The sequence below is a fragment of the Sphingomonas sp. Ant H11 genome, assembly GCF_000797515.1.
Classification (GTDB): Bacteria; Pseudomonadota; Alphaproteobacteria; order Sphingomonadales; family Sphingomonadaceae; genus Sphingomonas.
The window spans coordinates 1-24,301 of sequence record NZ_JSBN01000024.1 but is presented as its reverse complement, the minus strand read 5'-3'; the positions used below and the strand labels follow the sequence as shown (position 1 = coordinate 24,301).

General features: G+C 64.9%; 21 protein-coding genes and 3 pseudogenes. 9 read left to right on the top strand and 15 right to left on the bottom strand.

What is annotated here, in order from left to right; genetic code table 11:
- On the bottom strand, positions 1-789 hold a 789-nt coding region (locus tag NW75_RS05955; protein WP_033964301.1), incomplete at its 3' end, for a chloride channel protein.
- A 93-nt stretch (positions 790-882) separates the two neighbouring features.
- Positions 883-2,057 (bottom strand): annotated as a pseudogene (locus NW75_RS28120) (methyl-accepting chemotaxis protein); the annotation flags it as partial.
- 1,382 nt (positions 2,058-3,439) lie between these two features.
- On the opposite strand from NW75_RS28120, the gene NW75_RS05945 reads away from it, so the two are divergent.
- Entirely contained in the window at positions 3,440-4,108 is a 669-nt protein-coding gene (locus tag NW75_RS05945) for a glutathione S-transferase family protein (RefSeq protein ID WP_033964299.1), read from the top strand.
- Positions 4,109-4,111: 3 nt separating this feature from the next.
- Here the strand turns inward: NW75_RS05945 and NW75_RS05940 are convergent, their stop codons facing one another.
- A complete protein-coding gene (locus tag NW75_RS05940; protein ID WP_033964298.1) occupies positions 4,112-4,576 on the bottom strand; it encodes a cupin domain-containing protein in 465 nt (154 codons plus the stop codon).
- A gap of 11 nt (positions 4,577-4,587) precedes the next feature.
- Between NW75_RS05940 and dapE the strand changes: the two genes are divergently transcribed.
- Together dapE and NW75_RS05930 are read left to right on the top strand one after the other, a co-directional pair.
- Positions 4,588-5,721, top strand: coding sequence for a succinyl-diaminopimelate desuccinylase (gene dapE / locus NW75_RS05935; protein ID WP_033964297.1), 1,134 nt, complete (start codon positions 4,588-4,590; stop codon positions 5,719-5,721).
- 110 nt (positions 5,722-5,831) lie between these two features.
- Positions 5,832-6,977, top strand: coding sequence for an SET domain-containing protein (locus NW75_RS05930; protein ID WP_033964295.1), 1,146 nt, complete (start codon positions 5,832-5,834; stop codon positions 6,975-6,977).
- Here NW75_RS05930 and NW75_RS05925 read toward each other — a convergent pair.
- Positions 6,974-9,928 (bottom strand): GAF domain-containing hybrid sensor histidine kinase/response regulator, encoded by a 2,955-nt coding sequence (locus tag NW75_RS05925; protein ID WP_081988646.1) that lies wholly within the window; start codon positions 9,926-9,928, stop codon positions 6,974-6,976. The genes NW75_RS05930 and NW75_RS05925 overlap by 4 nt on opposite strands.
- Before the next feature lie 172 nt (positions 9,929-10,100).
- Between NW75_RS05925 and NW75_RS05920 the strand changes: the two genes are divergently transcribed.
- Positions 10,101-11,267: an indoleamine 2,3-dioxygenase gene (locus tag NW75_RS05920; protein ID WP_033964293.1), complete on the top strand. Its 1,167-nt coding sequence runs from the start codon at positions 10,101-10,103 to the stop codon at positions 11,265-11,267.
- Positions 11,268-11,287: 20 nt separating this feature from the next.
- On the opposite strand, the gene NW75_RS05915 is transcribed toward NW75_RS05920, so the two are convergent.
- The 5 genes from NW75_RS05915 to NW75_RS05895 all read right to left on the bottom strand — a co-directional run bounded on the left by NW75_RS05915 (position 11,288) and on the right by NW75_RS05895 (position 15,918).
- Entirely contained in the window at positions 11,288-12,520 is a 1,233-nt protein-coding gene (locus tag NW75_RS05915; RefSeq protein WP_033964291.1) for a threonine synthase, read from the bottom strand.
- Entirely contained in the window at positions 12,510-13,289 is a 780-nt protein-coding gene (locus NW75_RS05910; RefSeq protein WP_052192255.1) for a cobaltochelatase CobT-related protein, read from the bottom strand. Before NW75_RS05910 ends, NW75_RS05915 begins: the two co-directional genes overlap by 11 nt.
- A 182-nt stretch (positions 13,290-13,471) precedes the next feature.
- Positions 13,472-14,026, bottom strand: coding sequence for a nucleotide exchange factor GrpE (grpE, locus tag NW75_RS05905; RefSeq protein ID WP_033964290.1), 555 nt, complete (start codon positions 14,024-14,026; stop codon positions 13,472-13,474).
- Positions 14,027-14,043: 17 nt separating this feature from the next.
- Positions 14,044-15,087 (bottom strand): heat-inducible transcriptional repressor HrcA, encoded by a 1,044-nt coding sequence (gene hrcA, locus NW75_RS05900; RefSeq protein ID WP_033964289.1) that lies wholly within the window; start codon positions 15,085-15,087, stop codon positions 14,044-14,046.
- Between the two features lie 81 nt (positions 15,088-15,168).
- Positions 15,169-15,918 carry an energy transducer TonB gene (locus NW75_RS05895; RefSeq protein WP_033964288.1) on the bottom strand — a complete coding sequence of 250 codons (750 nt, stop codon included), beginning with the start codon at positions 15,916-15,918 and terminating at the stop codon, positions 15,169-15,171.
- A 96-nt stretch (positions 15,919-16,014) separates the two neighbouring features.
- On the opposite strand from NW75_RS05895, the gene rph reads away from it, so the two are divergent.
- Together rph and rdgB are read left to right on the top strand one after the other, a co-directional pair.
- The gene (gene rph, locus NW75_RS05890) at positions 16,015-16,731 is read left to right on the top strand and encodes a ribonuclease PH (protein ID WP_033964287.1); all 717 of its coding nucleotides are present in this window, start codon (positions 16,015-16,017) and stop codon (positions 16,729-16,731) included.
- Positions 16,728-17,360, top strand: a complete 633-nt coding sequence (gene rdgB / locus NW75_RS05885) for an RdgB/HAM1 family non-canonical purine NTP pyrophosphatase (RefSeq protein WP_033964286.1) — start codon at positions 16,728-16,730, stop codon at positions 17,358-17,360. The genes rph and rdgB overlap by 4 nt, the downstream gene beginning before the upstream one ends.
- Positions 17,361-17,491: 131 nt before the next feature.
- Here rdgB and NW75_RS05880 read toward each other — a convergent pair whose 3' ends face one another.
- Entirely contained in the window at positions 17,492-18,061 is a 570-nt protein-coding gene (locus NW75_RS05880) for a CAP domain-containing protein (RefSeq protein ID WP_033964285.1), read from the bottom strand.
- Between the two features lie 39 nt (positions 18,062-18,100).
- Here NW75_RS05880 and hemW point away from each other — a divergent pair.
- Positions 18,101-19,268 (top strand): annotated as a pseudogene (gene hemW, locus NW75_RS05875) (radical SAM family heme chaperone HemW).
- Here the strand turns inward: hemW and NW75_RS05870 are convergent.
- Positions 19,210-20,556, bottom strand: a complete 1,347-nt coding sequence (locus NW75_RS05870) for an aminotransferase class I/II-fold pyridoxal phosphate-dependent enzyme (RefSeq protein WP_156142974.1) — start codon at positions 20,554-20,556, stop codon at positions 19,210-19,212. The pseudogene hemW and the gene NW75_RS05870 overlap by 59 nt on opposite strands.
- A 498-nt stretch (positions 20,557-21,054) precedes the next feature.
- Here NW75_RS05870 and rplJ point away from each other — a divergent pair, with 498 nt between their 5' ends.
- Both rplJ and rplL read left to right on the top strand, forming a co-directional pair.
- Positions 21,055-21,576: a 50S ribosomal protein L10 gene (rplJ, locus tag NW75_RS05865; RefSeq protein WP_010407637.1), complete on the top strand. Its 522-nt coding sequence runs from the start codon at positions 21,055-21,057 to the stop codon at positions 21,574-21,576.
- Between the two features lie 50 nt (positions 21,577-21,626).
- Complete coding sequence (gene rplL, locus NW75_RS05860) at positions 21,627-22,004, top strand: 50S ribosomal protein L7/L12 (protein WP_010407636.1); 378 nt, start codon at positions 21,627-21,629, stop codon at positions 22,002-22,004.
- A 159-nt stretch (positions 22,005-22,163) separates the two neighbouring features.
- On the opposite strand, the gene NW75_RS05855 is transcribed toward rplL, so the two are convergent.
- The 4 genes and pseudogenes from NW75_RS05855 to NW75_RS24970 form a co-directional block, all read right to left on the bottom strand.
- The gene (locus NW75_RS05855) at positions 22,164-22,928 is read right to left on the bottom strand and encodes a hypothetical protein (RefSeq protein WP_033964283.1); all 765 of its coding nucleotides are present in this window, start codon (positions 22,926-22,928) and stop codon (positions 22,164-22,166) included.
- Between the two features lie 94 nt (positions 22,929-23,022).
- Positions 23,023-23,097, bottom strand: a pseudogene (locus NW75_RS28115) (helix-turn-helix domain-containing protein); the annotation flags it as partial.
- A 44-nt stretch (positions 23,098-23,141) separates the two neighbouring features.
- On the bottom strand, positions 23,142-23,666 hold the full coding sequence (locus tag NW75_RS05850) for a DUF2975 domain-containing protein (RefSeq protein ID WP_033964282.1): 525 nt from the start codon (positions 23,664-23,666) through the stop codon (positions 23,142-23,144).
- A gap of 53 nt (positions 23,667-23,719) precedes the next feature.
- Positions 23,720-24,301: hypothetical protein (locus NW75_RS24970; RefSeq protein WP_231564987.1), on the bottom strand; the 582-nt coding region annotated here is incomplete at its 5' end.

The window sequence follows — 24,301 nt, the reverse complement described above, 5'->3', positions numbered from 1 at the left end:
AGCCCGCCCCGCAGCGCCGCCCAGCACGCCCGCCACGGGCGTGATCATCAGCACCGCCGACACGCCCAGCGTCTCGCGCATCGCGCCGAAATAGACATAGTCCCCAGCAATGCCGAGGCTGACCAGCCCGGCGATCATCACCGCGCCCATCACCAGCACCGCGACGCGCTGTTCATAAGCCGCCGCCAGTTCCTCGATCGCAAAGGCGACGCCGGCGAGCGGCGTATTGAACGCCGCCGCCACGCCCGCCGCGCCGCCCGCGATCAGCACGCCCGCGGTGATCGGCACGCGCAGATAGCGATGCACCTTGACCATGATCGCCGCGCTGATCTGCACCGTCGGCCCCTCGCGCCCGACCGAGGCCCCGCCGAGCAGCATCACCACCGTCAGCACGAATTTGACGCTCGCCGTCCACAGCGACACCAGCGCGTTGCTCGGCGGTGTATCGGGCGCGCGACTGGCGGCGATCACCTGCGGAATGCCCGATCCGCGCGCATAAGGCGCGCTCCGCCGCGTCACCCACACCACCGCGGCGAACAGCGCCGGGGTCAGCAGCAGCGGTGCATAAGGCCAGTGCGCGATCAGCGTCGCAAAGGCCCCCTGCGCACGATCGCTGATCGCGGCGAAAGCGAGCGCCACCAGCCCCAGCAGCACCGCGCCCACACCCGTCGCCAACCGCCGTCGCGCCCGCAGCAATTCCGCACCGGCATGGCGCGCACCGCGCCGTCGCCACACGATCGAAACCAGCCGGACGAGATAGGGGGCATTGCGATTCATGCCCGCGTTCATGCGCGATCACTTTGCGTGATACCACCCCTATCGGCGGCATCGCAGATCGTGCGACACCACCGATACGGGGCTCTTCCTGGTCTTCAAGCCGTCTTAGTGACGGACCCACGCCCCCTGTTGCAATGCGGCTTGCGTCGCCACCGGACGACGCTGACCGTTGGTGAGTGCGCGCGATCCTGCCCCCGGTTTTGCGGACGTGTCGACCTTGAACTGCGACGCTTGCGCACTCAGCGACACCACTTCGGTCGACAGGTTGCGCGCGGCGGCCGACGTTTCCTCAACCATCGCCGCATTCTGTTGAGTCGAACGGTCCATTTCGTTGATTGCCGCGCTGATCTCGGTGATCGCCGACGATTGCGCCTGGCTGTCCGATGCCATCGAGCCGAGCAGCTTATGCACCGCATCGACATCGCCAGCGATGTTCGCCAGCGCCACATCGACCCGCTCGACCGCCTTCACCGCCGTCACAATCTCGGTTTGCGTCACGGTCAGTTGGTCACGCGCGCGCTTCGCTTCCTCCTCGGCACGCATGGCGAGCGCGCTCACCAGATCGGCAACGACGGCGAAGCCCCGGCCCGCGTCGCCGGCACGCCCCGCCTCAACCGCTGCGTTCATCGCCAGCACCCGCGTCTGGAAAGCGATCTTGTCGAGGCCCTCAATGACGCTGTCGATTCCCTCCGCGCTATGGCTCACCCGGCCCATCGCCTGCACCGCCTCGTCTGCGGTTTCGCGGCCACCGCCGACCGTCGCAATCGCTTGATCGGCCCGCGCGACCGTCTGTCCGGAGGCGACCGCGGTCGCCTTGAGACGATTGTCCATCTGGGCAATCGCGGCAGAGGTTTCCTCAAGCTTGCCGCATTGCTTTCGGTACGCCGCGCCAGGTCTTCCGATGCCTGAGCAATCTCGCCCGATCCCGTCAGGATGCCCGCCGTGCTTTCCCCCACCGCGCCGATCAGCGTACGCAGATTCAACAGGGCCGAATTGAAGTTGTTCTTCAACTCGTCAAATTCCGGGGCGAACGTTGTGGTAATGTCGACCGTCAAATCGCCGCGCGACAAACCTCCAAGGTTGGTTAATAGCGTGTCGACGACCAGAAGCGATTTCGCTTGCTCCTCTGCGCGCCGCGTGATGCTGGTTTTGAGATCGCCCTGCATCTTCCGCAAGGATTCGGCCAGGGTGCCAACCTCATCGACCTGTTGGATGTGCAGCGTTTGATCGAGCTGTTCTCGCGCGATGCCATCGGCAAACTCGGCGCATTCGCGGATCGGGCGGGCAATACGGGCAGCGGCCAGGGAAATCGCGAAGATCGCAGCGACGGCTACGCCGAGGCCAAGCACAAGCTGCCAGACGACCCCCGAGATCGCACGTGAACCGAGCGTAGCGCTAAGCGTATCGGCCTGCGCCAGAACCAGAGCACGTGGCACCGAGATGACCACCGACCATGGGGTCGTACTGCGCCCGAGATGGATCGGCGAATAGACGTCGATATTGGTCTGCTTCGCGTCGTCAAGCACCTTGGCCTCACCCGATCGTACGATCCCTTCCAATTGCGACCAACGCGGATCGACCGACGCGGCCGGCTTTCCGATCGAGGACGGGTCGGCGCTGTTTGCGGCGATCAGGCCGGTATCGCTGACAATCAGCATCACGCCCTTGCCCGAAAACAGCGAGCTATTGGTCTTGATCGCCAATTTCTGCAGAAAATCGAGATCGTAATCCGCACCGGCAACGCCCACGAACTTGCCGCCGACCGAGATCGGCACCGACATCGTCGCCAGAAATACGCGCTTGCCCTGCACCGTATAGGGCAACGGGCCAAGGATGCTTTCCTGATTGTTGGTGCGCGGCCCAAGATACCAGCCACCTTTGACCAGCCCGTTGGGATGGCGCTCGGCGCTGTTATATTCGACCAGCGGCTGGATCGCGACGCTGCCATTGGCCGCACGCGTCCAATAGGGCAGATAGCGTCCGCTATCGTCCGACCCCTTGGCGCGATTATTGACGAACGCTGCGTCCGCGCCGTCGATCGCATTCGGCTCCCATGCCGAATAGGTGCCGTTGAAGCCGGGGTTTTGTTCCAGAACCCTCCGCATGATCGCGTTGAACTGGTCGCGCCGCGCGCCGCTCGGCGTGCTGCCAACCAGTACCGCGAAGGACTGAGCAGTCGTTCGGGCCGCATCGAATGCAACGTTCAATGCGCCCTTCACGGTGTCCGCCTCGACCGCCGCTCGATTTTGCAGCGTATCCTTGGCCTGGCTGCTGACAATCCCGCCCACTTCGCTGCTGACATACAGATGCGAGGTGAGCGATGAAATCGCGCTGATCGCAACAAGAATTATGACAGTTATTCCCAAACACAGCCCGGAGATTGTCGCGATCTTTCGCTGTAAGGAACGAATCGAGTCGAGGCGTTTTCATCAAATTCATTGCGTCTTCCAATTTGCGACGAATTAACGCCAAGCGACAGGAGACGCGGCACGACAAAGCGAAACGTCAGTTCTATCATAGGAAATTCGACGACGGATCTTCGGTACGGCCGAACAATATTTGCCCCTCGTCTCCGGAGTCAGCCCGGGCGATCGGCATCACCATCGCCCGGGTTCCCGTCGCCATGTTGCACCCCGCGCGCGCCTCGCTTAGGCAGGGCCCCATGAAACTGATCATCGGCAACAAGGCCTATTCCTCCTGGTCGCTGCGCGGCTGGCTTGCGTGCAAGCAATCGGGCCTGCTGTTCGAGGAAGCGGTCGTGCCGCTGTACGATGCCGAATGGGACAAGCGCCGCGAGGGCGACGAATTCGCGCCCTCCTCGGGCAAGGTGCCGATCCTGTGGGATGGCGATGCGGTGGTGTGGGACAGCCTCGCCATCGTCGAATATCTCGCGGAAAAGACCAGCCGCGACCTGTTCTGGCCGGAGGACACCGCCGCGCGCGCGATGGCGCGGTCGATGGCGGCGGAAATGCACTCCAGCTTCACCGCGCTGCGCCGCAAGCACAGCATGAACGTCCGCCAGATCTTCCCGCCGCAACGCCCGGATGAGGACGTTCTGGCCGATCTCGGGCGGATCATGGAGCTATGGGCGCAGGCCCGCGCGCGCTTTGGTGGCGACGGCGATTTCCTCTTCGGCGCGTTCGGGGCAGCGGACATCATGTACGCGCCTGTCGTCACCCGAATCGTCACCTATTCGCTCCCCGTCGCACGCTTTGCGACGTCCTATATGGACGCGGTGCTGCATCACCCCTTTATGCAGGACTGGATCGCCTCGGCGCAGGAAGAGGAATGGGTGATCGAGCAGTTCGAACAACCCGCAACCCGGGCCTGACGATCACGGCACGCGCGTCGTCGGGTAGGGCGTGCCGTCCTTATGCTCATAGCCCTGGGCGGTGAAGCGCAGGTCGATATCGGGATACTCGCCGCCGAGCAGCCGCTCACCCACCCCGATCGCGACGAACACGCAATCGTGCTCGGTTCGGTTCTGCAAATGATGCCCGTCGTGCACCCCGGCCGGGAAAGTCGCGATGTCGCCGGCGCGCAGTAGCGTCTCGCCGCCATCCTCGATCAGCACCGCCTCGCCCGACAGCATCACCACCATCTCGTCCTCGTCATCATGCCAGTGGCGCTGCGATGACCAGGCACCGGGTTTGAGTGTAACATGACTCGCCCCGAAGCTTTTCAATCCCGCCACCGGCGCGAGCCGACGATACCAGCGCTCCGCCACCGGCGCATCAAACGGTGGCGGATAGCCGGTCGCATTGGTTTGCGGGATTGTGTCGAGATCGAGCTTGGGCAATGTCGCCTCCCATGAACGATAGTCTTTTGCCCGATCCGCTCGACCTCGCCAAGGCGCTGCTCGCTTGCGAAAGCATTACGCCCGCCCACGGCGCGGTGTTCGATGTGCTGGAGGCAGCGTTGCTGCCGCTCGGTTTCACGGTTGACCGCTCCATCGTTGGTTCCGCGCCCGACGGACCGGTCGAAAACCTGCTGGCGACGCGCGGCGGGCGTGGCACGCACCTGGCCTTTGCCGGGCATCTCGACGTCGTGCCGCCGGGCGAAGGGTGGACCAGCGGCGCGTTCGCTCCTGAAGTGCGCGGCGGGCTGCTGCACGGGCGCGGCGCGGTCGACATGAAGGGGGCGATCGCAGCCTTCGTCGCAGCAATCCCGGTCGAGCCCGGCATTCCGCTCAGTCTCATCATCACCGGCGATGAGGAAGGGCCCGCCATTTTCGGCACGCGCGCACTGATCGAACGAATGGCGGAAAACGGCGTCCGGCCCGATTTGTGCTTGGTCGGCGAGCCGACCTCGACCGCGCGGCTGGGCGATACCCTTAAGATCGGGCGACGCGGATCAGTCAACATCTGGATCGGGGTGCCGGGCAAGCAAGGCCATGTCGCCTATCCGCACCTGGCCGACAATCCGATCCCGCGCCTGGTCGCGATGCTCGCGGAAATCGACGCGATCGTGCTCGATGCCGGTAACGCGTGGTTTCAGCCTTCCAACATCGAGGTGACCGACATCACCGTCGGCAACCCCGCCACCAACGTCATCCCGGCGCGGGCCGAGGCGCGGCTCAGCATCCGCTTCAACGACGAACAGCGCGGCGTCGATCTCGCCGACCGGATCGAGGCGATCGTCAAGCGCCACGATCCCGCCGCCACGATGGTTGCACGCATTTCGGGCGAAGCGTTCCTCACCGCGCCCGGCCCCTTCTCAGACCTGATCGGCGATGCGATCGCGGCGCATACCGGTGCCCGCCCCGAACTTTCCACCACCGGCGGCACCTCCGACGCGCGCTTCCTGTCGGCGCTGTGCCCGACGGTGGAATTCGGCCTGCTCAACGCGACGATGCACAAACTCGATGAAGCGGTAGCACTCGACGATCTGCTCGCGCTGAGCCGAATCTACCGCGACATAATCGTGCGCGTCGCCGCGCTCTAAGCGATTCAAACGACTCAAAATTCCCCGCGACTCGTGGTGAGTCCTCGGTTTGTGTGGACGCGAGTCCGCAGAATGGGTAAGCTCGGGCTTAACCATAACGGCACGCGGGCATGGCGATCGACCCCTGGTTCCCAATTGCAATCGTCTGCAGCCTGGCAGGATACGGATCGTATCTCGCCGGGCTGCGACGGCAATTGGTACAACCCAATCGCGCCTCCTGGCTGATCTGGACGGCAGCGACGGCGGTCGAGGCCGCCACCTATGCGGCAGTCAACCCAGCGGCGCTGCAAGGCTGGGTGTTCGCGCTCTCCACGCTCGCGTGTCTGGTGGTGACGATCGGGATCTGGCGGCGTTCGGTGTGGAGCGCGCCGTCGCGCGGCGAAGTGGCCTGCACCGCCGCGTGCCTCGCCGCGCTGCTAGTGTGGATCGTGTCGCGCAATGCCTTTTGGGCGCACATGTTGGTGGTCGCCGCCGTCCCCGTCAGCTTCTGGCCGACCTGGCAAAGCGTGATGGAAGACCGCACGCGCGAACGCTCACCCGCATGGGGACTGTGGACGATCGGCGATCTGGCGACCTTGCTGGTGGCGACGCGCAATGGCGACCAACATGCCGGGGAATATGTCTATATCCTGGTCGAACTGCTCTGCCACGCCAGCGTGTGGTTCATGGTCGGGCTGGCGACGATCAACCCGCTGCGCTCGCTCGGTTTCCGCGACGGGCGCTTCTACGTGCTGGACGCTTATGCCCCCACCGCCAATCTGTTCGCGGTCGGCGAGACGCATCTGGGCAAGGCGGTCTATGCCGCGCAAGGCTTTGCCGAAGGCGACGAGATCATCCGCTTCACCGGTCGCCGCTTCCGCGCAGATCGCGTGCCGAGCCTGATGCGCGGATCGAGCGACCGCTTCGTCCAGGTAACCCCCGAACATTATATGGGTCCCTCTGGCCGTATCGACGATCTCATCAACCATAGCTGTTCGCCCAATGCCGGGCTGCGCTTTGGCGGCACCAGCGTCGTGCTGGTCGCGACCCGCAACATCGCGCCCGGCGAAGAAATCGCCTGGGATTATTCGACCACGCTCGCCGAATCGAACTGGCACATGATCTGCCAGTGCCGCAGCCCGGAATGCCGCCGCGTGATCGGCAATTTCTCCACACTGTCGCCCGAGCGGCAGGAATGGTTCCGCGCGCGCAACCTCGTCGCGCCCTATTTGCGGCGCAAGGATGAAATCGCTCTGCCGCGCGAGCGCGCCGCCTAAGCCCCCGCCAACATCGCGCGAATCCGCGCGGCGAGCGTGTCCATCGCGAACGGCTTGGCGATCAACGCCATGCCCGGTTCGAGCGGACCATCCCCGACCACCGCATTTTCGGCAAAGCCCGTGATGAACAGCACCGGCAGGTCTGGGCGGTGCGCGCGGGCGGCATCGGCGACCTGTCGCCCATTCATGCCGCCGGGCAAGCCGACATCGGTGATGAGCAAATCGATTCGTCCCTGCGATTTCAGCACCTTAAGTGCCTGCTCGCCGGTTTCGGTCTCGATCGCCGAATAACCGAGTTCTCCGAGCAACTCCATGACGAGCATCCGCACGGTCGGCTCGTCATCGACCACCAGCACCGTTTCGCCCGCACCGACCGGGATCGCGGTCCCGGCCCCGGCGGCGATCAAGTCCGCCGCCTCGCCGATATGGCGCGGCAGCAGAAGCGTCATAGTCGTGCCCTGGTCGCGCACGGAATCGATCTGCACATGCCCGCCCGATTGTCGCACAAAGCCATAGATCATCGACAGGCCAAGTCCCGTTCCCTGCCCCATCGGCTTGGTCGTAAAGAACGGATCGAACGCCCGCGCGATCACTTCAGGGCTCATGCCCGTGCCGGTGTCGGCGACGCTGAGCGCGAGATAGGGGCCTGGCGGCACGTCACGCTCGCCCGCCGCTTTCTCGTCTAGCACGACATTGTGCGTGGCGATCGTCACCATGCCGCCATCGGGCATGGCATCGCGCGCGTTGATGCACAGGTTGAGCAAGGCGTTCTCAAGCTGGTTGGCGTCGGCCAGGATCGGCCAGCTATCGGCGGGCGTCACCACGTCGAGCACGATGCTGGGGCCCAGCGTCCCGCGCACCAGATCTTCCATCCCCGCAATCAGCTTCGCCACATCGGTCGGTCGGGGGTCGAGCGGTTGACGGCGCGAGAAGGCGAGCAACCGATGCGTCAGTGCAGCCGCGCGCGCGGCTCCCGATTGCGCCGCGCCGATATAGCGCGGCAGATCGTCGATCCGCCCCTGGTTCAGGCGAAGCTGCATCAGCTCCAGCGCGCCCGAGATGCCGGTCAGCAGATTGTTGAAATCGTGCGCGAGGCCGCCGGTCAATTGTCCGACCGCCTCCATCTTCTGGGATTGCCGCAGCCGCTCCTCCAATTCGCGCTGGCGGCTGACGTCGACGCCGACACCGACGACCTTGCCCGGCTTGCCGTCCGGGTCGCGCAGCACGTGGTTGCGCGCCATTATCCAGCGCACACTGCCGTCGGGCAGTTGCAGACGATATTCATTGGCACCGTCGCCGCCAGTCGCACGGACATGCGCGATTGTGGCCTGCATCTTGGGCAGGTCCTGCGGGTGGATGCGCGCCATCACGTCCGCCAGCGTAACGCCCCGCGCCACATGCTCCGGGCTGAAACCGTATAGCGCGGCAAACTCGCTATCGCTCTCGAAACGGTCGTTCGCCAGATCGTAGGTCCACACCCCCACCCCGTCCATCGCCTGCAGCACCATCCGCGTGCGCGTTTCGGCCGCCAGCAACTCTTGATGCTGTCGCCGCTCCTCGGTAATGTCGCGGGCGCTGGTGTAGAGTCGGTCCCCGAACAGCGTGGTTTGCCACGCAAAGGTGCGGTAGTCGCCCGCCCTGGTCCGCAAGCGCTTCTCCAGCCGGTGGGTCGTTTCGGCGGCGGCGATGCGTGCGATCTCGGCGGCACTGCCACCAGTGTCTTCGGGATGGCGCAACCATTGCGAATCGCGGCCCAGGATATGTTCGGCGGACCACCCCAGCGCGCGTTCCCAGGCAGGGTTGATCGACAGCCACCGACCATCGCGCGTGGCAATCCCCAGCAAATCCTCGCTCACCTCCCACAGCCGGTCGCGCTCGGCGGTCCGCGCTGCGACTTCGCCAGCCAGGTCCGCGTTCAACGCCCGCAGCCGCTCGACCGCCCGCACGCGCGCGACTGCGTCCCAACTCAATTCCGCAACTTCCTCAATCAGTGCGATTTCGTTGCCGGTCCAGTTTCGCGGCTCCGCATGGCTAAGATAGAAGCCGCCTTGCCATTCGCCGCCACGAAGCAAGGGTACCGTGACCCCGGCTCGGCTGCCGACCAGGCCCAGCGCCTCCGCAGGCGGTGCATCACGGTCATCCGGCATGCCGAACGCGATCGTCTCGCCTGTCCGCATGGCAGCGTCCCAGCGCGCCCCGAAAACAGCCGCAGGGATCGGCCGCGTAAGCGGCGACAATGCTCCACCAACCCAACTCGGCCCATATTCGACGACGTGATCCGGGGTCACATCGAAGAAGCCCGCCCGGTCAACGCCCAGATATTGGCCGACCGCTTCCGCCGTCAGGTGCATAACCTCGGCGGAATCGCGCTGAACCCGCTGCTGTTCGACAAGGTGCAAAACGAAATCCCGCTCGGATTTCGCCGCGATTAGCGCGCGTTCGTTCAGCACTTGCGCGGTGACCTCAAGCCCCTGGTTAAGGATGCCGTGGGCCACCCCGTCCTCGTCCAGAATAGGTGAACTGTTATAGCTCCAGAAGGTCTCGGTCAGCGCACCTCCGCGCACCATCATCAGACGTTGGGCGACATGCGAGATCCCCTCACCGGCCGCCAACGTCTCGCGGAACTGGGCACCAAGCACCGGCCAGATGTCGGGGCGCGCCTCCGCCGCCGGTCGGCCCAGCGCCGAGGGGTGGTTGTCCGCGAGCACGGTCCACGCATCGTTGTAGAGCAGCAGGAATTCGGAGCCCCAGTAGATCGCAGTCGGGAAGCTGGAACGCAAACAGAGCCCAACGCTAAGCTTCAAGGCGGCGGGCCAATCCTGCGGGGGCCCGAGCGGATGCGACGCCCAATCGAAATCGCGCAGCAGCGCCCCGACCGCGCCGCCGCCGTCGAGAAAACGCACGCCCTCTCTGCTTGTCGCTGGGTCGGCTTTCTGATCCTGGGGTGCCATAACTTTGGTCTCGAACGCTGGCTTAAGCCGGACGGTGCGACGACTGGCGCCAGCCCAACCGTGCGGACCAGCATCGACCCTGTCAACATACTACCGTTTTAGCGCAACTGGCGCGAGACGCGGGCTTACGATAAGAAGTTTCATTCGAAACCACATTGAGGCCAGACTCGCGATGCCGCTCCATGACCTTGCTCATTATGGCCTGTCTGCCGAACGCGGATTCCTGTCGCCCCATGAAATCGACGAGATCGCATTGCCCGGGGACTTTGGCCCGATCGAGGAGGCGGCCGCCAAGCTGTCCGGACTGGTGACCACCGGCCGGGTTCGCCACTGGCTCGATGCCTTGCCCACCCCCGATATCGCTGCCTTCCTCGCCACGGCCGCCGATGCGGAAATCGGGCGTGCGATGGTGCGCTATTCCTTTCTCGTTCAGGCTTATGTGTGGGGGGAGCCGACGCCGCTCGACCGGCTGCCCGCCAATCTCGCCGTGCCGTTTGTCGCGCTGGCGGACCGGATCGGCTTCCCGCCGGTGATGAACTATGCGGGTTATGTGCTCGACAATTGGTATCGGCTCGACAAGAGCGGCCCGATCGCCCTCGAAAATCTGGTAATGGATCAGCATTTCGCGGGTGGTCAGGACGAAAACTGGTTCGTGCTGGTCCATGTCGCGATCGAGGCCGAGGCAGGCCGCGCACTCGAACTGGCGGTGAAGCTGGTCCAGGCCAGCGATACCGGCGATGCCGTCGCGGTCGAGGCGCTGCTGCTGGACATGCACGCGGTATGGGATGCGATCAACGCGATCTTCGATCGCATGGTCGAGAAGTGCGACCCCTATATCTACTTCAATCGGGTGCGCCCCTATATAAACGGCTGGAAGAACAATCCGGCGATGCCCGGCGGGCTGATCTATGACGGGGTCGCCCGTTTCGACGGCAAGCCGCAGGCACTACGCGGACAAACCGGATCGCAAAGCTCGATCGTGCCAACGATGGATGCGCTCTTTCAAGTCGTCCATTCCGGCGACGAGCTACGCGATTTTCTGCTCGAGCTGCATCAATACCGCCCGCGTACGCACCGCGCCTTTATCGAGGATATGCAGGCGGCAAGCGGCCTGCGCGCCTTCGCCGTGACACAGTCGCCGACGCTGAAAGCGGCGTTCAACGCTTGTGTCGAGCAAGTCGCGCGCTTCCGTAGCCGTCACCTCGAATATGCCGCCGCTTATATCAACAAGCAGGCGAGCAATGCTGCGGGCAACGATCCCGATGTCGGCACTGGCGGCACGCCCTTCATGAAATATCTGAAGAAGCACCGCGACGAGAATCGCGCGCAGGTGATCTGATCGGGCGGGCGCGCAATCGCCTAGAGCGCGCCCAGGTCGATCTCTCCGAAACGGTCGAGCGCAGCGTCTGCGGCGGGCATCGGATATTTCAGGCCCGTGGCGCAATTGAACAGCACGACGCGCTCATCCTCATCCACTTCGCCCGTGCGCAGCGCCTCGCGATAGGCGGCGAGCGTCGCGCCGCCTTCCGGGCACAGCAACAGGCCATCTTTCCTGGCGCAATCGTCGACCGCCTTCAGGATCGCGGGATCGCCGACGCCGAGCGCTTTGCCGCCGCTTTCGCGCACCGCGCGCAGGATCAGGAAATCGCCGACCGCCTTGGGCACGCGGATCCCTGCAGCGACGGTAGCGGCGTCCTCCCAGCGTTCGGCATGCTCCTCGCCCGCCTCGAACGCGCGGACGATCGGCGCGCAGCCGCTCGCCTGCACGGCATACATGCGCGGGCGTTCGGACCCGATCCAGCCGAGCTGTTCGAGCTCATCGAACGCCTTCCACATGCCGATCAAGCCCGTGCCGCCGCCGGTCGGGTAGAAGATCGCATCGGGCAATTTCCAGCCGAACTGCGCGGCCAGTTCCAGCCCCATCGTCTTCTTGCCCTCGATCCGGTAGGGCTCCTTCAGCGTCGAGAAATCGAACCAGCGGCCTTCCGCCGCGCCTTTGCCGACGATCGCCCCGCAATCGTCGATCAGGCCGTTGACGCGGTAGACGCGCGCGCCCTGCGCCGCGATTTCGCGCACGTTGATCTCGGGCGTATCGTCGGGACAGAGCACGATCGTCTCGATCCCGCAGCGCGTGGCATAGGCCGCCAGCGCCGCCCCGGCATTGCCGTTGGTCGGCATCGCGATGCGGGTGACGCCCAGCTCCTTGGCCATCGCCACCGCCATCACCAGCCCGCGCGCCTTGAACGATCCGGTCGGCAGCCGCCCCTCGTCCTTCACCAGCACATTGGGGCTGCCCGACGAGCGCGGGATCGCAATCAGCGGGGTCTCGATCTCGCCCAGGCTGACGATATCGCGCGTATGCCGCACCGGCAGCAATTCGCGCCAGCGCCACAAATCGGTCGGCCGCGCCGCAATCATCGCCTTGGGGATCGCCGCCTTCACCGCGGCCAGATCATAGCGCACCAGCAACGGCCGCCCAACGCGCGACAGGCCATGAAGCTGGTCCGCCTCATAACGCTCCCCGGTCATCGAACATTCGAGATGCGTGACGAACGTCGCGCGCTCGGCGGTGAGGTTGGGGTTAATGGGCATGGCTCTCGCCTTTCAATTTGGAAATCAGCGCGTTGAAAGCGACCGGCAAGTCCTCGAGACGTTTTGCCGTTTCGGATAGCGCATAATAGCGATCGACGGCGAATCCGACTCCGAGCGCTGCGATATGAATCTCGTGCCCCTGCTCGATAGCGCGGATGGTCGCGCGGAGATGACGCTCGAGATAAGATGGGCCATTATGCAGCAAGGTGATGTCATCGACCGGAGCCCCATCGGACACGACAATAAGTGCTTTGTGAGCCTCGTGACGTTGGCACAACATCCCGGCGGCCCAGACGATCGCTTCGCCGTCGATGTTTTCGCGCAAGAGGTCAGGATACAGCATGGCGGCCCAGTCGTCATCGTCAAACGGACGATCGAAATCCTTGTAGATCACATGCAACAGCGCACAGAGGCGACCGGGACGTTTGGGCTGCCCGTTCCAAAGCCAATCCTGTCGCGCTTTTCCGCCGTGCCAGCCGACCGTCGAAAAGCCAAAAACGGCGATGCGGGCCCCAGCCGCAGTCCACGCCTGGCTGACCCCTCTGACAGTCGCGGCTGTATGGGCAATCGGATCATCGCGCATGGACCCCGATTGATCGACCAAGAGGCAGATTGCCCAATCATCCAGCGGCGGCGGCATCGCAACCCGATCGGTCATCACTGCTTCGATGCCCCGCGCGACGGTTACCTTGCGCTGCCAGATCGTGCCATCGCACAAGGACCAACCCTTTGCCTTAAGAAACGCGTCATTGGCCAACGTGTCGGGCACGTCTCGTCCTCGCAGGACTAGATCATGTTGTGTGGTGTACACTGTGTAGGGTTGATCCCGCTTGTCGGGCACCTCGACCGGTTTTGGTTTGCGTCTGCGGGGAAACGCCCAGGCGACATATCCTATCAGCGCTGCTGCAAAGGCGCAGCTCAGGATGTCGCCTAGAGCGTTCTCCGTAAACGTCACCCCGCCTTCGCCACGCCCACCAACGCCGGCCGCAACAGGCGGTCCTTGATCATATAGCCCGACTGCATTTCCTGCACGACCGTGCCGACCGGCTGGTCGCTCGGCACTTCGAACATCGCCTGGTGGAAATTGGGGTCGAGCTTCTCGCCGATCGTGGTCATCTTCTTGATGCCGTGGCGCTGGAACACCGCTTCCAGTTCGCGACCGGTCGCATCCAGACCCGCGATCAGACCCTTCAGCTTCTCATCCTCGCGCAACTCGGCGGGGATCGCGTCCAGGCCGCGCGCGAGATTGTCGGCGACCGACAGCAAATCGCGCGCGAAAGCAGTCGCGGCATAAGCGCGCGCGTCGGCGGATTCCTTCTCGGCACGACGACGGACATTTTGCGCCTCGGCATGGGCATACAAGACCTGCGACTTGGCATCGGCAAGTTCGGCTTCCAGCTTGGCGACACGCTCTTTCGCGTAATCGTGTTCGGCCACTTCCGGCGCGTCGGTCGCGGTTTCGGCGCGCAGTTCGCTGGTCAAGTTGATCTTTTCGTCTTCGATCATGTCGTCACACTATCCAATTAGCCCATGAGCCGCGCGAGTGTCGCGGCGGTATAATCCACCATGGGCACGACGCGCGCATAGTTCAACCGTGTCGGCCCAATCACACCAACAACGCCGATCACGCGACCATCAAGACCACGGAAGGGTTTGGTGATGACAGATGAACCGGAAAGCGAGAATAATTTGTTCTCCGCACCAATGAAGATGCGCGTCGCATCGCCCGCGCTGGCATTGTCGAGCAGACGCGCGATTTCCTGCTTGCCCTCCAGGTCGTCGAGCAATTCGCGGACACGTTCCAGATCGGCGGCGGCGGCATCGTCGATCAGCCGTGCCTGCCCGCGGACGATCAGCACCGGGCGGCGATCGGCATCCTCGCTCCAGATCGCGAGGCCGCGTTCGACCAGCGTCCGCGCCGCGCCGTCCAGCGCGGCGCGCTCGTCGGCCATCTCCCGCTCGATCCGCGCGCGGGCCTCGGACAAGGTCAGGCCGCCGAGCATAGCGCTCATATAATTGCCAGCCTCGACCAATGCCGATGGTGGCAGGCCGAGGGGGATATCGATCACGCGATTTTCGACCGAGCCGTCCTCGCCGACCAGCACGGCCAACGCCTTGTCGGCGGAGAGGGTGACGAAGGTCATTTGCCGCAACACCAGTTCGCGCTTGGTCACCATCACCATACCGGCGCAGGCTGACAGGCCCGACAGCGCCGCCGTCGTCGCCGCGATCGCCTGTTCGACCGGCCCGGCCTGTTCAATCTGGCGCTCGATCGCGGCACGTTCCTCGGGCGAGGGTTCGAGCGCCTGCATCATGCCATCAACGAACAACCGGAGGCCGTTATCGGTCGGCATCCGCCCGGCACTGGTATGCGGCGCGGCGAGCAGGCCAAGTTCTTCGAGATCCTGCATCACATTGCGGATCGAGGCGGGCGACAAGTTGAGCCCGGACATTTGCGCAATCGTGCGCGAACCGATCGGCGCGCCGGTCGCAAGGTAGCTGTCCACCACCACGCGAAACACGTCGCGGGCGCGGTCGTTGAGTTCGGTGATCGGTGCGGTGGTCATGGTCGGCAATATGGGGCTAACGCGCCGCCCACTCAACCAGCACCCTCAATCGTCTGTCCCTGGGGCTCTGGGGACAGACGCTCAATCGTCGCCGCGATCGCGCTCGACGGTCCACACCTGTTCGCCCGTCACCGTATCGGGAATTGCCCGGCCGGCCGCGTTGCGGGTCGGGCGATAGCGCAGTTTGTCGATGATCAACTGGCAGGTCGCCGCATCGAGCGCGGCATTCCCGCTCGACCGCGTGACCCGGCACGCCGTCACGCGCCCCTTAACACCGACGTCGAATTCGAGCCCGACCTTGCCCGCCACGCCCGCGTCGTACAGCGCGCGCGGCAAATCGCGGTATTTCAGTTCGCCGTGAATCAGTTGCAGCGGGATTTCCCCGCCCCCGCCGCCGTCGCCATCGCCGCCGTCTCCGCTGCCGGTGCCATTGCCCTGCCCGCCACTGCCGGTGCCGGGGCCGCGGACTGGGGCTGCGCCAGCCGAAGGGTCACTGCCGATTCCAGCGATCGGCGCAACGGCAATGGGGGGCGGCTGCGGCGGGCGGATCACCAGCGGCGGCGCAACGACTTCGTTCGCCTTGGCGGTAAGATTGGGGGGTGCGGCCGCGCCCGCCTTGCGCTTCTGCGCCTCATGCGGTGCAGGGACGACGTCGGGCTTGGGCGGCGGCGCGGGCGGCGTGACGACGAAGGCCTTCAAGTCCTCCACCACCTTCGTCCGGAAATCGACCGACAGCCCGCTGATTAGCCCATAGCCGATCGCCAGCACCAGCAGCGCCGCACCGCCTGCACCTTTCAGGCGATCCTGGGTCGAAGGGTGATAGTGCGTCATCGTGACGGCGTGGCTCCGTGAAGTGCCCCCTCAGATAGGGGTGACACTGCCTCAACGCACGGGTACGGCGAGCCGACCATTTTCAGGAGAATATCGATGCGCCCCAGCGGCCGTACCCCCGACCAGATGCGCGCGATCACCATCACGCCCAACTTCACGCGCCATGCCGAGGGATCGGTACTGATCGGCTTCGGCGACACCAAGGTGCTGGTCACCGCCTCGATCGAGGAAAAGGTGCCGCCGTTCCTGCGCGGCAAGGGCGAAGGCTGGGTCACCGCCGAGTACGGCATGCTCCCGCGTGCCACGCACACCCGGGGCAGCCGCGAAGCCGCCAAGGGCAAGCAATCCGGCCGCACCCAGGAAATCCAGCGCCTGATCGGCCGTAGCTTGCGCGCTGTCACCGATCTGAAACTGCTCGGCGAGCGCCAGATCGTGCTCGATTGCGACGTGATCCAGGCCGATGGCGGCACCCGCACCGCCTCGATCTCGGGCGCATGGGTCGCGCTACGCCTCGCCATTGATGGCTTGCTGGCGAGCGGCAAGCTCACCGCCGACCCGCTGACCCAGAAGGTCGCGGCCATCTCTTGCGGCATCTACAAGGGCACGCCCGTGCTCGACCTCGATTATGACGAGGATTCGAACGCCGACGCCGACGCCAATTTCGTTCTGCTCGAAAACGGCAACATCGCCGAAGTGCAGGCGACCGCCGAAGGCGCGACCTATGATGAGGAAGCGCTGCTGCGCTTGCTCCGCCTCGCGCGCATGGGCTGCACCGACATCTTCGCCGCGCAAGCCAAGGCCGTCGCAAAATGACCGAGGCCGTGCCGCCGCAAGCGATCCGCAAGCTCGCCCCCGGCAAGCTCGTCATCGCCAGCCACAATGCCGGCAAGGTGCGCGAGATCAACGCGCTCCTCGCCCCTTATGGCATTGAAGCGATCTCGGCGGCCGAACTCGATTTACCCGAGCCCGAGGAGACCGGCACCACCTTCGTCGCCAATGCCGAATTGAAGGCGTTGCAGGCGGCGGATCTGTCGGGCCTCCCCGCGCTGGCCGACGATAGCGGCCTGTGCGTCGATGCGCTGGGCGGCGATCCCGGCGTCTACACCGCCAATTGGGCGGAAACGCCCAATGGCCGCGACTGGACCTTGGCCATGACCAAGGTCGAACAAGCCCTCGCCGCCAAGGGGCCCGATGCCAGCCGCGACGCGCATTTCGTCTGCGTCCTCGCGCTCGCCTGGCCCGACGGCCATGTCCAATGGTTCGAAGGCCGCGCCGACGGCACGCTCACCTGGCCGCCGCGCGGTCAAGTCGGCTTCGGCTATGATCCGGTGTTCGTGCCGCTCGGCAGCGATGTCACCTATGCCGAAATGGACTCGGCCCAGAAACACGCGATCAGCCACCGTGCGGCGGCTTTTGCGCAGCTGATTGCGGCGGTGCTGTAAACCCCAACCCGTCACCCCGGCCTTGGGCCGGGGACCACCGTGCAGGGCGCGCAACGCTAAAAATCGCGCGACATCCGCGCGGCTGGGTGGACCCCGGCCCAAGGCCGGGGTGACGGACGGCTAGGGACGCATCAATCCCCCGCGTGCTGTCCGACCACATTCCCCGGCGGCGTATAGCGACACACCAGATAGTCGTCGCGCGCACTGCTCGCGAGCGCACAGCCCATCTGGCTGGTGCGCCGCCAGATGATCCGCGTGTAATGCGCGACATCCTGCCAGCGGCCGGTCGTGCTGATGTCGGGCACTGCGCCGGCGCGATAGCTGCGCCCCTCATCGACCCAGAGCTGCACCATCTCGTCGTATCGATAGGCCCCGCGCGATCCCATGAAGAGGTTCTCGCCCTCGGCGATTCGCCCGCGCGGCTCGGTCGAATGTTTGAACTCGCGCGTCGCGGCCAGCACTGCGGCATAGCGCGCTGCGTCCTTGGCGAGTTCGGCATTCCACGCCAGCGGCGGTGCGCCGACTGCGGCGCGCGCGCGGTTGTGCCCGTCGAGCATGGCGCGCTGCAGCAGCGATTCTCCCCGCGCGGCGGGCGCTTCGCTCAATCGCGGCTCGGTCACACGCGGCGGTTGATCGGGGTCGGATGCGACGCATCCCATCAGCAATCCCAGCGGCAGCAAAGCCAGCCAGTAAACGCGCATCTTTCGTAATCTCCCCGACACGCCCATAGGCTCCCGTTGATGAATGCCCCAGAAACGCCCCTGCTAACGCCTCCTCTGGCGCTTTATGTCCATTGGCCATTCTGCGTCTCGAAATGTCCCTATTGCGACTTTAACAGCCATGTCCGCGACAGCGTCGATCAGGCGGCGTGGCGCGACGCGCTGCTCGCCGACCTGGCCTATGAAGCGCAAGCGCTGCCGGAACGGCGGCTCGGCTCGATCTTCTTCGGCGGCGGTACGCCTTCGCTGATGCCGCCCGAGACGGTCGCGGCAGTGATCGACGCCGCCACCGCGCATTGGCCCGCCGAACCAGACATCGAAATTACGCTGGAGGCCAATCCCTCCTCGGTCGAAGCGGCGCGCTTTGCCGATATTGCGCGCGCCGGCGTCAACCGCGTATCGCTCGGCCTGCAGGCGCTCGACGATGCCGCGCTCGCCTTTCTCGGCCGCGCGCACGATGTAACCGAGGGGCTCGCCGCGCTCGACACCGCGCAAGCCGCCTTTGCGCGAGTCAGCTTCGACCTGATCTACGCCCGCCCCGGCCAGACGCTCGCTGCGTGGGAGGCTGAACTGGCGCGCGCGCTGGCCTTCGGCACCGAGCATCTCTCGCTCTACCAATTGACGATCGAGCCCGGCACGCGCTTCGCGACCGAAGCGGCGGCGGGGCGGATCGTCATTCCGGACGGCGATTCCGCCGCCGATCTGTTCGAGACAACGCGTGCGATGACCGCAGCGGCGGGGCTGCCGGCTTATGAAATTTCCAACCATGCGCGGCTCGGCGCGGAGAGCCGCCACAACCTCGTTTACTGGCGCTATCGCGACTATGCCGGGGTCGGCCCCGGCGCACACGGCAGGCGGGGCGGGCTGGCAACGGCGCGCCACAAAAAAGCCCGAAAACTGGATCGGTGCGGTCGCCCGCAACGGCCACGGCGCGCAGATCGAGGAGCCCCTCGCCCCAAATGCCCGCGCGACCGAGGCCCTGCTGATGGGCCTGCGCTTGCGCGAAGGCGTCGATCTCGCGCGGATCGCGCAGTTGGGCGAGACAACACCTACCGCGCTGATCGATCAGACCGCCGCTGAGCGCCTTGAACAGCAAGGCCTGATCGCACGCAATGGCGACCATCTCGGCGTCACCGAAACGGGGATGCTGCTGCTCGACGCAATCCTGCCGTTGATCGTGCGGGGGTAGCTCCTCTTCCGTCATGCCGGGCTTGTCCCGGCATCCACCGTGCGTCCGGCTCCATCATCGAAAGGCGCGGACCACGGTGGACCCCGGCATAAAGCCGGGGTGACGTCGGAAAATGCCTCAAGCCACAATCTTGTCCAGCGCCATACAAAAACGCCTTCATCTCCGCTGCCGACCCCACCGTCACCCGGCTGACCGTCGGCCAGATCGGCCAGGACCGCCCGATCTCCACGCTTTCCTTGCGGAACGCCGCCTGCATCTCGCTGGCTTTCTTGGTCTTCCAGTCGATCATGAACATGTTGGCGTTGGTCGGCTTGACGTCGATCCCCTTTGCCTTGAGGTGGTCGAGCGTCAGCCCGCGCGCGGTCTGCATCTCGGCGCGGCGCGCGGCGATCAGCGGTGCCGCGGTCAGGCTCGCCGTCGCGCAGGCGATGCTGGTCACGGGCAAGGCCCCCGATTGCATGCCGCCATCATAGCGCATCATCTTGGCGATGTTCTTGGGGTTGGTGATGATATAGCCGACGCGCAGGCCCGCCATGCCGAACAGCTTGGAAAAGGTCCGCATCACAATCACATCGTCATGCTTCACCGCCAGATAGGACGCGACCGGCACGCCCGCGAAGTGGGTGTACGCCTCGTCGATCAGCACCATCGATCCGGCCGGCTTGTTGGCGATCAGCCATTCGATGTCGGCCAGCGGCGTGATCGTGCCGGTCGGGTTGTTGGGCGTACAGATATAATAGAGGCCCGCATCGGGGTTGGCCGCCAACATCGCCTTCACGTCATGCGTATAATCCGCCGTCAGCGGAACCGCCTTGACCGGTGCGCCCAGCCAAGCCGCAGTCCGCCCCGCAAGCTCGAAGGTCGGATCGGCCGTCACCAGCCCCTTGGTCGGCGAACAGAAGGTGACGACCGAGCGACAGAGCGGATCGCTCGACCCTGGCCAGGGCGCGACATGGTCATAGGGGACGTTCTCGACCGCCATCACCGCCTTGATGAAATCGCCGCGCTGGTCCTGCGGCGAATAGCGATTGCCCTGCGACACCATGTTGGTCGCGGCCAAGGCACCCGGCGCGAGCGGGCCGGTCCAGCATTCGTTGGCACCGATCCGAACCTTCGCCGTGGGTGCCGGATCGGGCACCCCGCCCGAGGCCCAGGCCGGGCGACCGATCGACGCCGCAACCGCCCCTACCCCGAACACTGCCGCGATTCGCGCAAGGTCGCGCCGCGCAAAACCGCGGCTCAGCAGATCATCCTGCGATTCTTCATTGAGATAGGTGCTGTGCGTCATCGGATCGGACCCCCTGTTTTGCGAAAATCTCCCATCTCTCCTGCGCAGGCTCCCCGGCCCTTGGGAGGGAGTGTTCCGCAAATTGGACACAAAAGCTACATCTTGAAGTAGAAAAACTACTTCATTGTTTCAAACCCGTGAGATTCCGCGACATTTACCCCCGGACTCGCGGTTTTCGCGCGCGTCTTCAAACGTGCGAACCACCGCGCCCTTTGCGTTGACTTTTTCGAGCAGCCCGTTAAGGGCACGCACTCTCTCGTCGCGCGTCAGCACGGCGGGACCGTCCGAGACAGTAGGTGACCGGGATTTGCCGGTCTTAATTTCCTGCCGAGACGGGGACAGGATTTTGCCGGGGCGGTTTTCCGCGACCGGCCTGCCGCCTCCCACCAGGGGCGTCGCTCCCATTCCCCATCGCTGGACAACACCGGATGCGCATTTGCGTGCCCGGTTCGTAACCGGCCTTGCCGTTCGCGGTAAGGTCAAAACGTGGAGAATGGCATGGATCGTGCTCAAAAGACCGAGCTCGTCGCCGAGCTGAACCAGACGTTTGCCGAAGTCGGCGTGGTGGTTGTCACCCGCAACTTGGGCATGACGGTGGCTCAGTCGACCAAGCTGCGTAACGCAATGCGTGACGCAGGGGCGACCTACAAGGTCTCGAAGAACAAGCTTGCCAAGATCGCGCTGGACGGCACCGACTATACCTCGCTGGGCGCTCTGCTCACCGGGCCGGTCGGTCTCGCCAGCTCCATCGACCCTGTCGCAGCCGCCAAGGTGGTTGTCGACTTCGCCAAGACGACCGACAAGTTCGAGATCGTCGGCGGGGCGATGGGCGCGACCGTCCTCGACGTGGACGGCGTGAAGGCGCTCGCGACTCTGCCGTCGCTGGATGAACTGCGTGCCAAGATCGTTGGCCTTCTGGTTGCACCCGCAACCAAGGTCGCGACCATCACCCAGGCTCCTGCGGCACAGCTCGCCCGCGTTCTCATGGCCTATGCCGAGAAGGACAAGGCGGACGCCTGATTTCAGGCCTTCGAGATTACACCCTGAACTGATTTTACTGGAGACTACACATGGCAGACCTCAACGCGCTGGTTGACCAGCTTTCCGCTCTGACCGTTCTCGAAGCGGCTGACCTTTCGAAGCTTCTCGAAGAGAAGTGGGGCGTTTCGGCCGCAGCAGCGGTTGCAGCAGCTCCGGCAGCTGGCGGCGGCGCCGCTGCTCCGGCTGCTGAAGAGCAGACCGAATTCGACGTCATCCTCACCGGCGACGGCGGCAAGAAGATCAACGTCATTAAGGAAGTCCGCGCGATCACCTCGCTCGGCCTGACCGAAGCCAAGACGCTGGTCGAATCCGCTCCGAAGGCGATCAAGGAAGGCGTGTCGAAGGACGAAGCCGCCAAGATCAAGGCCCAGCTGGAAGCAGCCGGCGCAACCGTCGAAGTCAAGTAAGCCGCAGCGGGAGAGACGCTTTAGCCTCGGCTAAAGCGCACTCCCGCAAGGCCGGACGGCGCGGGCCCAGCCCGCGTCCGACGTCATGGGCTTTGCCCATGACCGTCCCGCGACACAGAAAAGGGGCGGCACCACACGGTGCCGCCCTTTTTTCGTATCTCACCCCTCCAGCAACGTCCGTCCGCGGCGCTCGGCGATCGCGCGCGCCGCACGCACCTGTGCCGCCGCAACGACGATCACCATCGCCGGCACGACCGCCGCATCCAGCACCAGCATCGGCCATAAAATGGCAGGCGGCTGCCCCGCCGCAAACCGATTGAGCAATTGATGCGCCGCGTTGAACGGCATGCGCGTCACGAAAATCAGCAACAGCGCCCAGAAATACCACCAACCGGTCACGCGCGCCGAAGCGATCGGCCCATATCCGCGAGTGCCGATCGCGGCGCTGACGAACCACAACAGCAAGGCCGGTTCGAGCAATTGTTGAGCGAGCCCAGCAATCGCACGAAGGGCCGTCACCTGCCCCTCGCTGGCGGCCCCGAACAGCTTCAGGATCGGCTCGGCATAAATGACGATCGCGGTCGGCACGAACTGAAACAGAATGACCCAGCCATAACGCCGCGCCGCAAGCGCCGACGGACGCAGCGCGATCCGTCGGTCGTGCAGCACCAGGTAGCGCGTCGCCACGAACGCCACGCTCCACACGATCAGCATTTTCGGCCAGCCAAAGGCGAGCCGCGCCGCCGTCAATCCAGCAGCATGGCGTGTGGCCGGATCGGCTGAGAAAAATCCGGTGCGAACCTCGACCCCATGCTGCGCCAGCTCGATCGCGGCCATCACCAGCACAATCCACGGCAGCGCGCGTGCGGTCCGCGCCGTGTCGCCAAATGCACCGCCCCAACTCTTGAAAAAGCGCTTGGTCACGCGTCCCCCTCCCCCTCAAACCGCAAAAATGTCCCCCCGGCTGGCAGTCCAGCACGGTGCAAATCGCCTCCAATGTCGAAAAACGGATCGCGCGCGCCTTGCCCGTCTTCAGGATCGACAGATTGACCACGCTGATGTCGACCGCCGCCGCCAATTCGGTCAGCGTCATGCGGCGCGCGTGGAGCACGTCGTCGAGTTTCACCACCACCGGCATCAGACCGTCGCCGCCAGTTCGTCGCGCATGTCGGCACCACGCGAGAACACCTGCGCCAAAACGAACAGCAGCAGAACCGCCACCCAGCCGCCAAACGAGGGCGTCCAGTTGACGAACTGCACGTGCAGCGCAGCGAACCACGCCGTCATCGCGCCCTGCACGAGATCGAGCCCCTGCAACGCCAGCATCGCCCAGGCGATCGCGCGGAGCCGCGTGGCGTTTGCGGCGGTGAACGGATCACCACGCCGCACCGTATCGAGGATCGCCAATAGCTGGGTGAAGATACGGTGCAGCACCAGCCCGGCAACAGCGCCCAAGGCCATTAACAGCCGCAGCGCAAGGATGACGCCCGCAACGTGCAACGTCGTCCCATATTTATGCACCAGCCGCGCGGTCAGCCAGCCATCCACCGGAAAGGACAGCAGGATCGCCGCAACGAAGCCGACGATGCACACAAGATTGACCACCAGAAACAACCGCACCGTGAAGCGCGACGCTTTCAAGACTCGATCATAACCACCCATCGCCGCCTCCTTTACGATTATCGATATGCTACTTATCGATAATCGTAAAGTGCTCAGCGTGTCTCCGCGATCAGATAGGGCAAGGCCACGACGCTATCATACATGCGCGGCGGCGCATCGAGGCGGAACGGCTGCAACTTCGCCTCGGCTCCGCGATCGATGCCGATGACATAGGAGCGCGCGGTCTGGCCGCTGCCACCGGCCCAATCATAGGTCAGGTTGACCGTCAGCACCGGCACGAACAGCACCTTGCCCGCAACGTCCAGCGGCTCAAGCGTCTGCTTCGGGTGCATCGCCATGCCGCCCAGTTCGATCGTCGCGCCCGGCGGCAAATCGAAGGGCGCGGCCACGGGCTGCGCGATCGGCGCGGCAAACACCGCCGCGATCTGCGCATCCTGCTGCGTGCCCGCGCTGAGCAAGCGCACGTTGAGGTGGATGCCAGTCGCCGCGCGGTTTCCTGTGTTCTGCGCAACGATCGTATAGTCGACCGCGGCGCTCAGCACATTGGTGCCGGCCCGCTTGAGAACCAGGGTGACTTCGATCAGGGCCCGCGTGTCTGGCGCAGCTTCGGACGGGACCGGCTCCGCGACCGCAGGTGGTGGTGGTGGTGGTGGTGGTGGTGGTGGTGGCTGGCG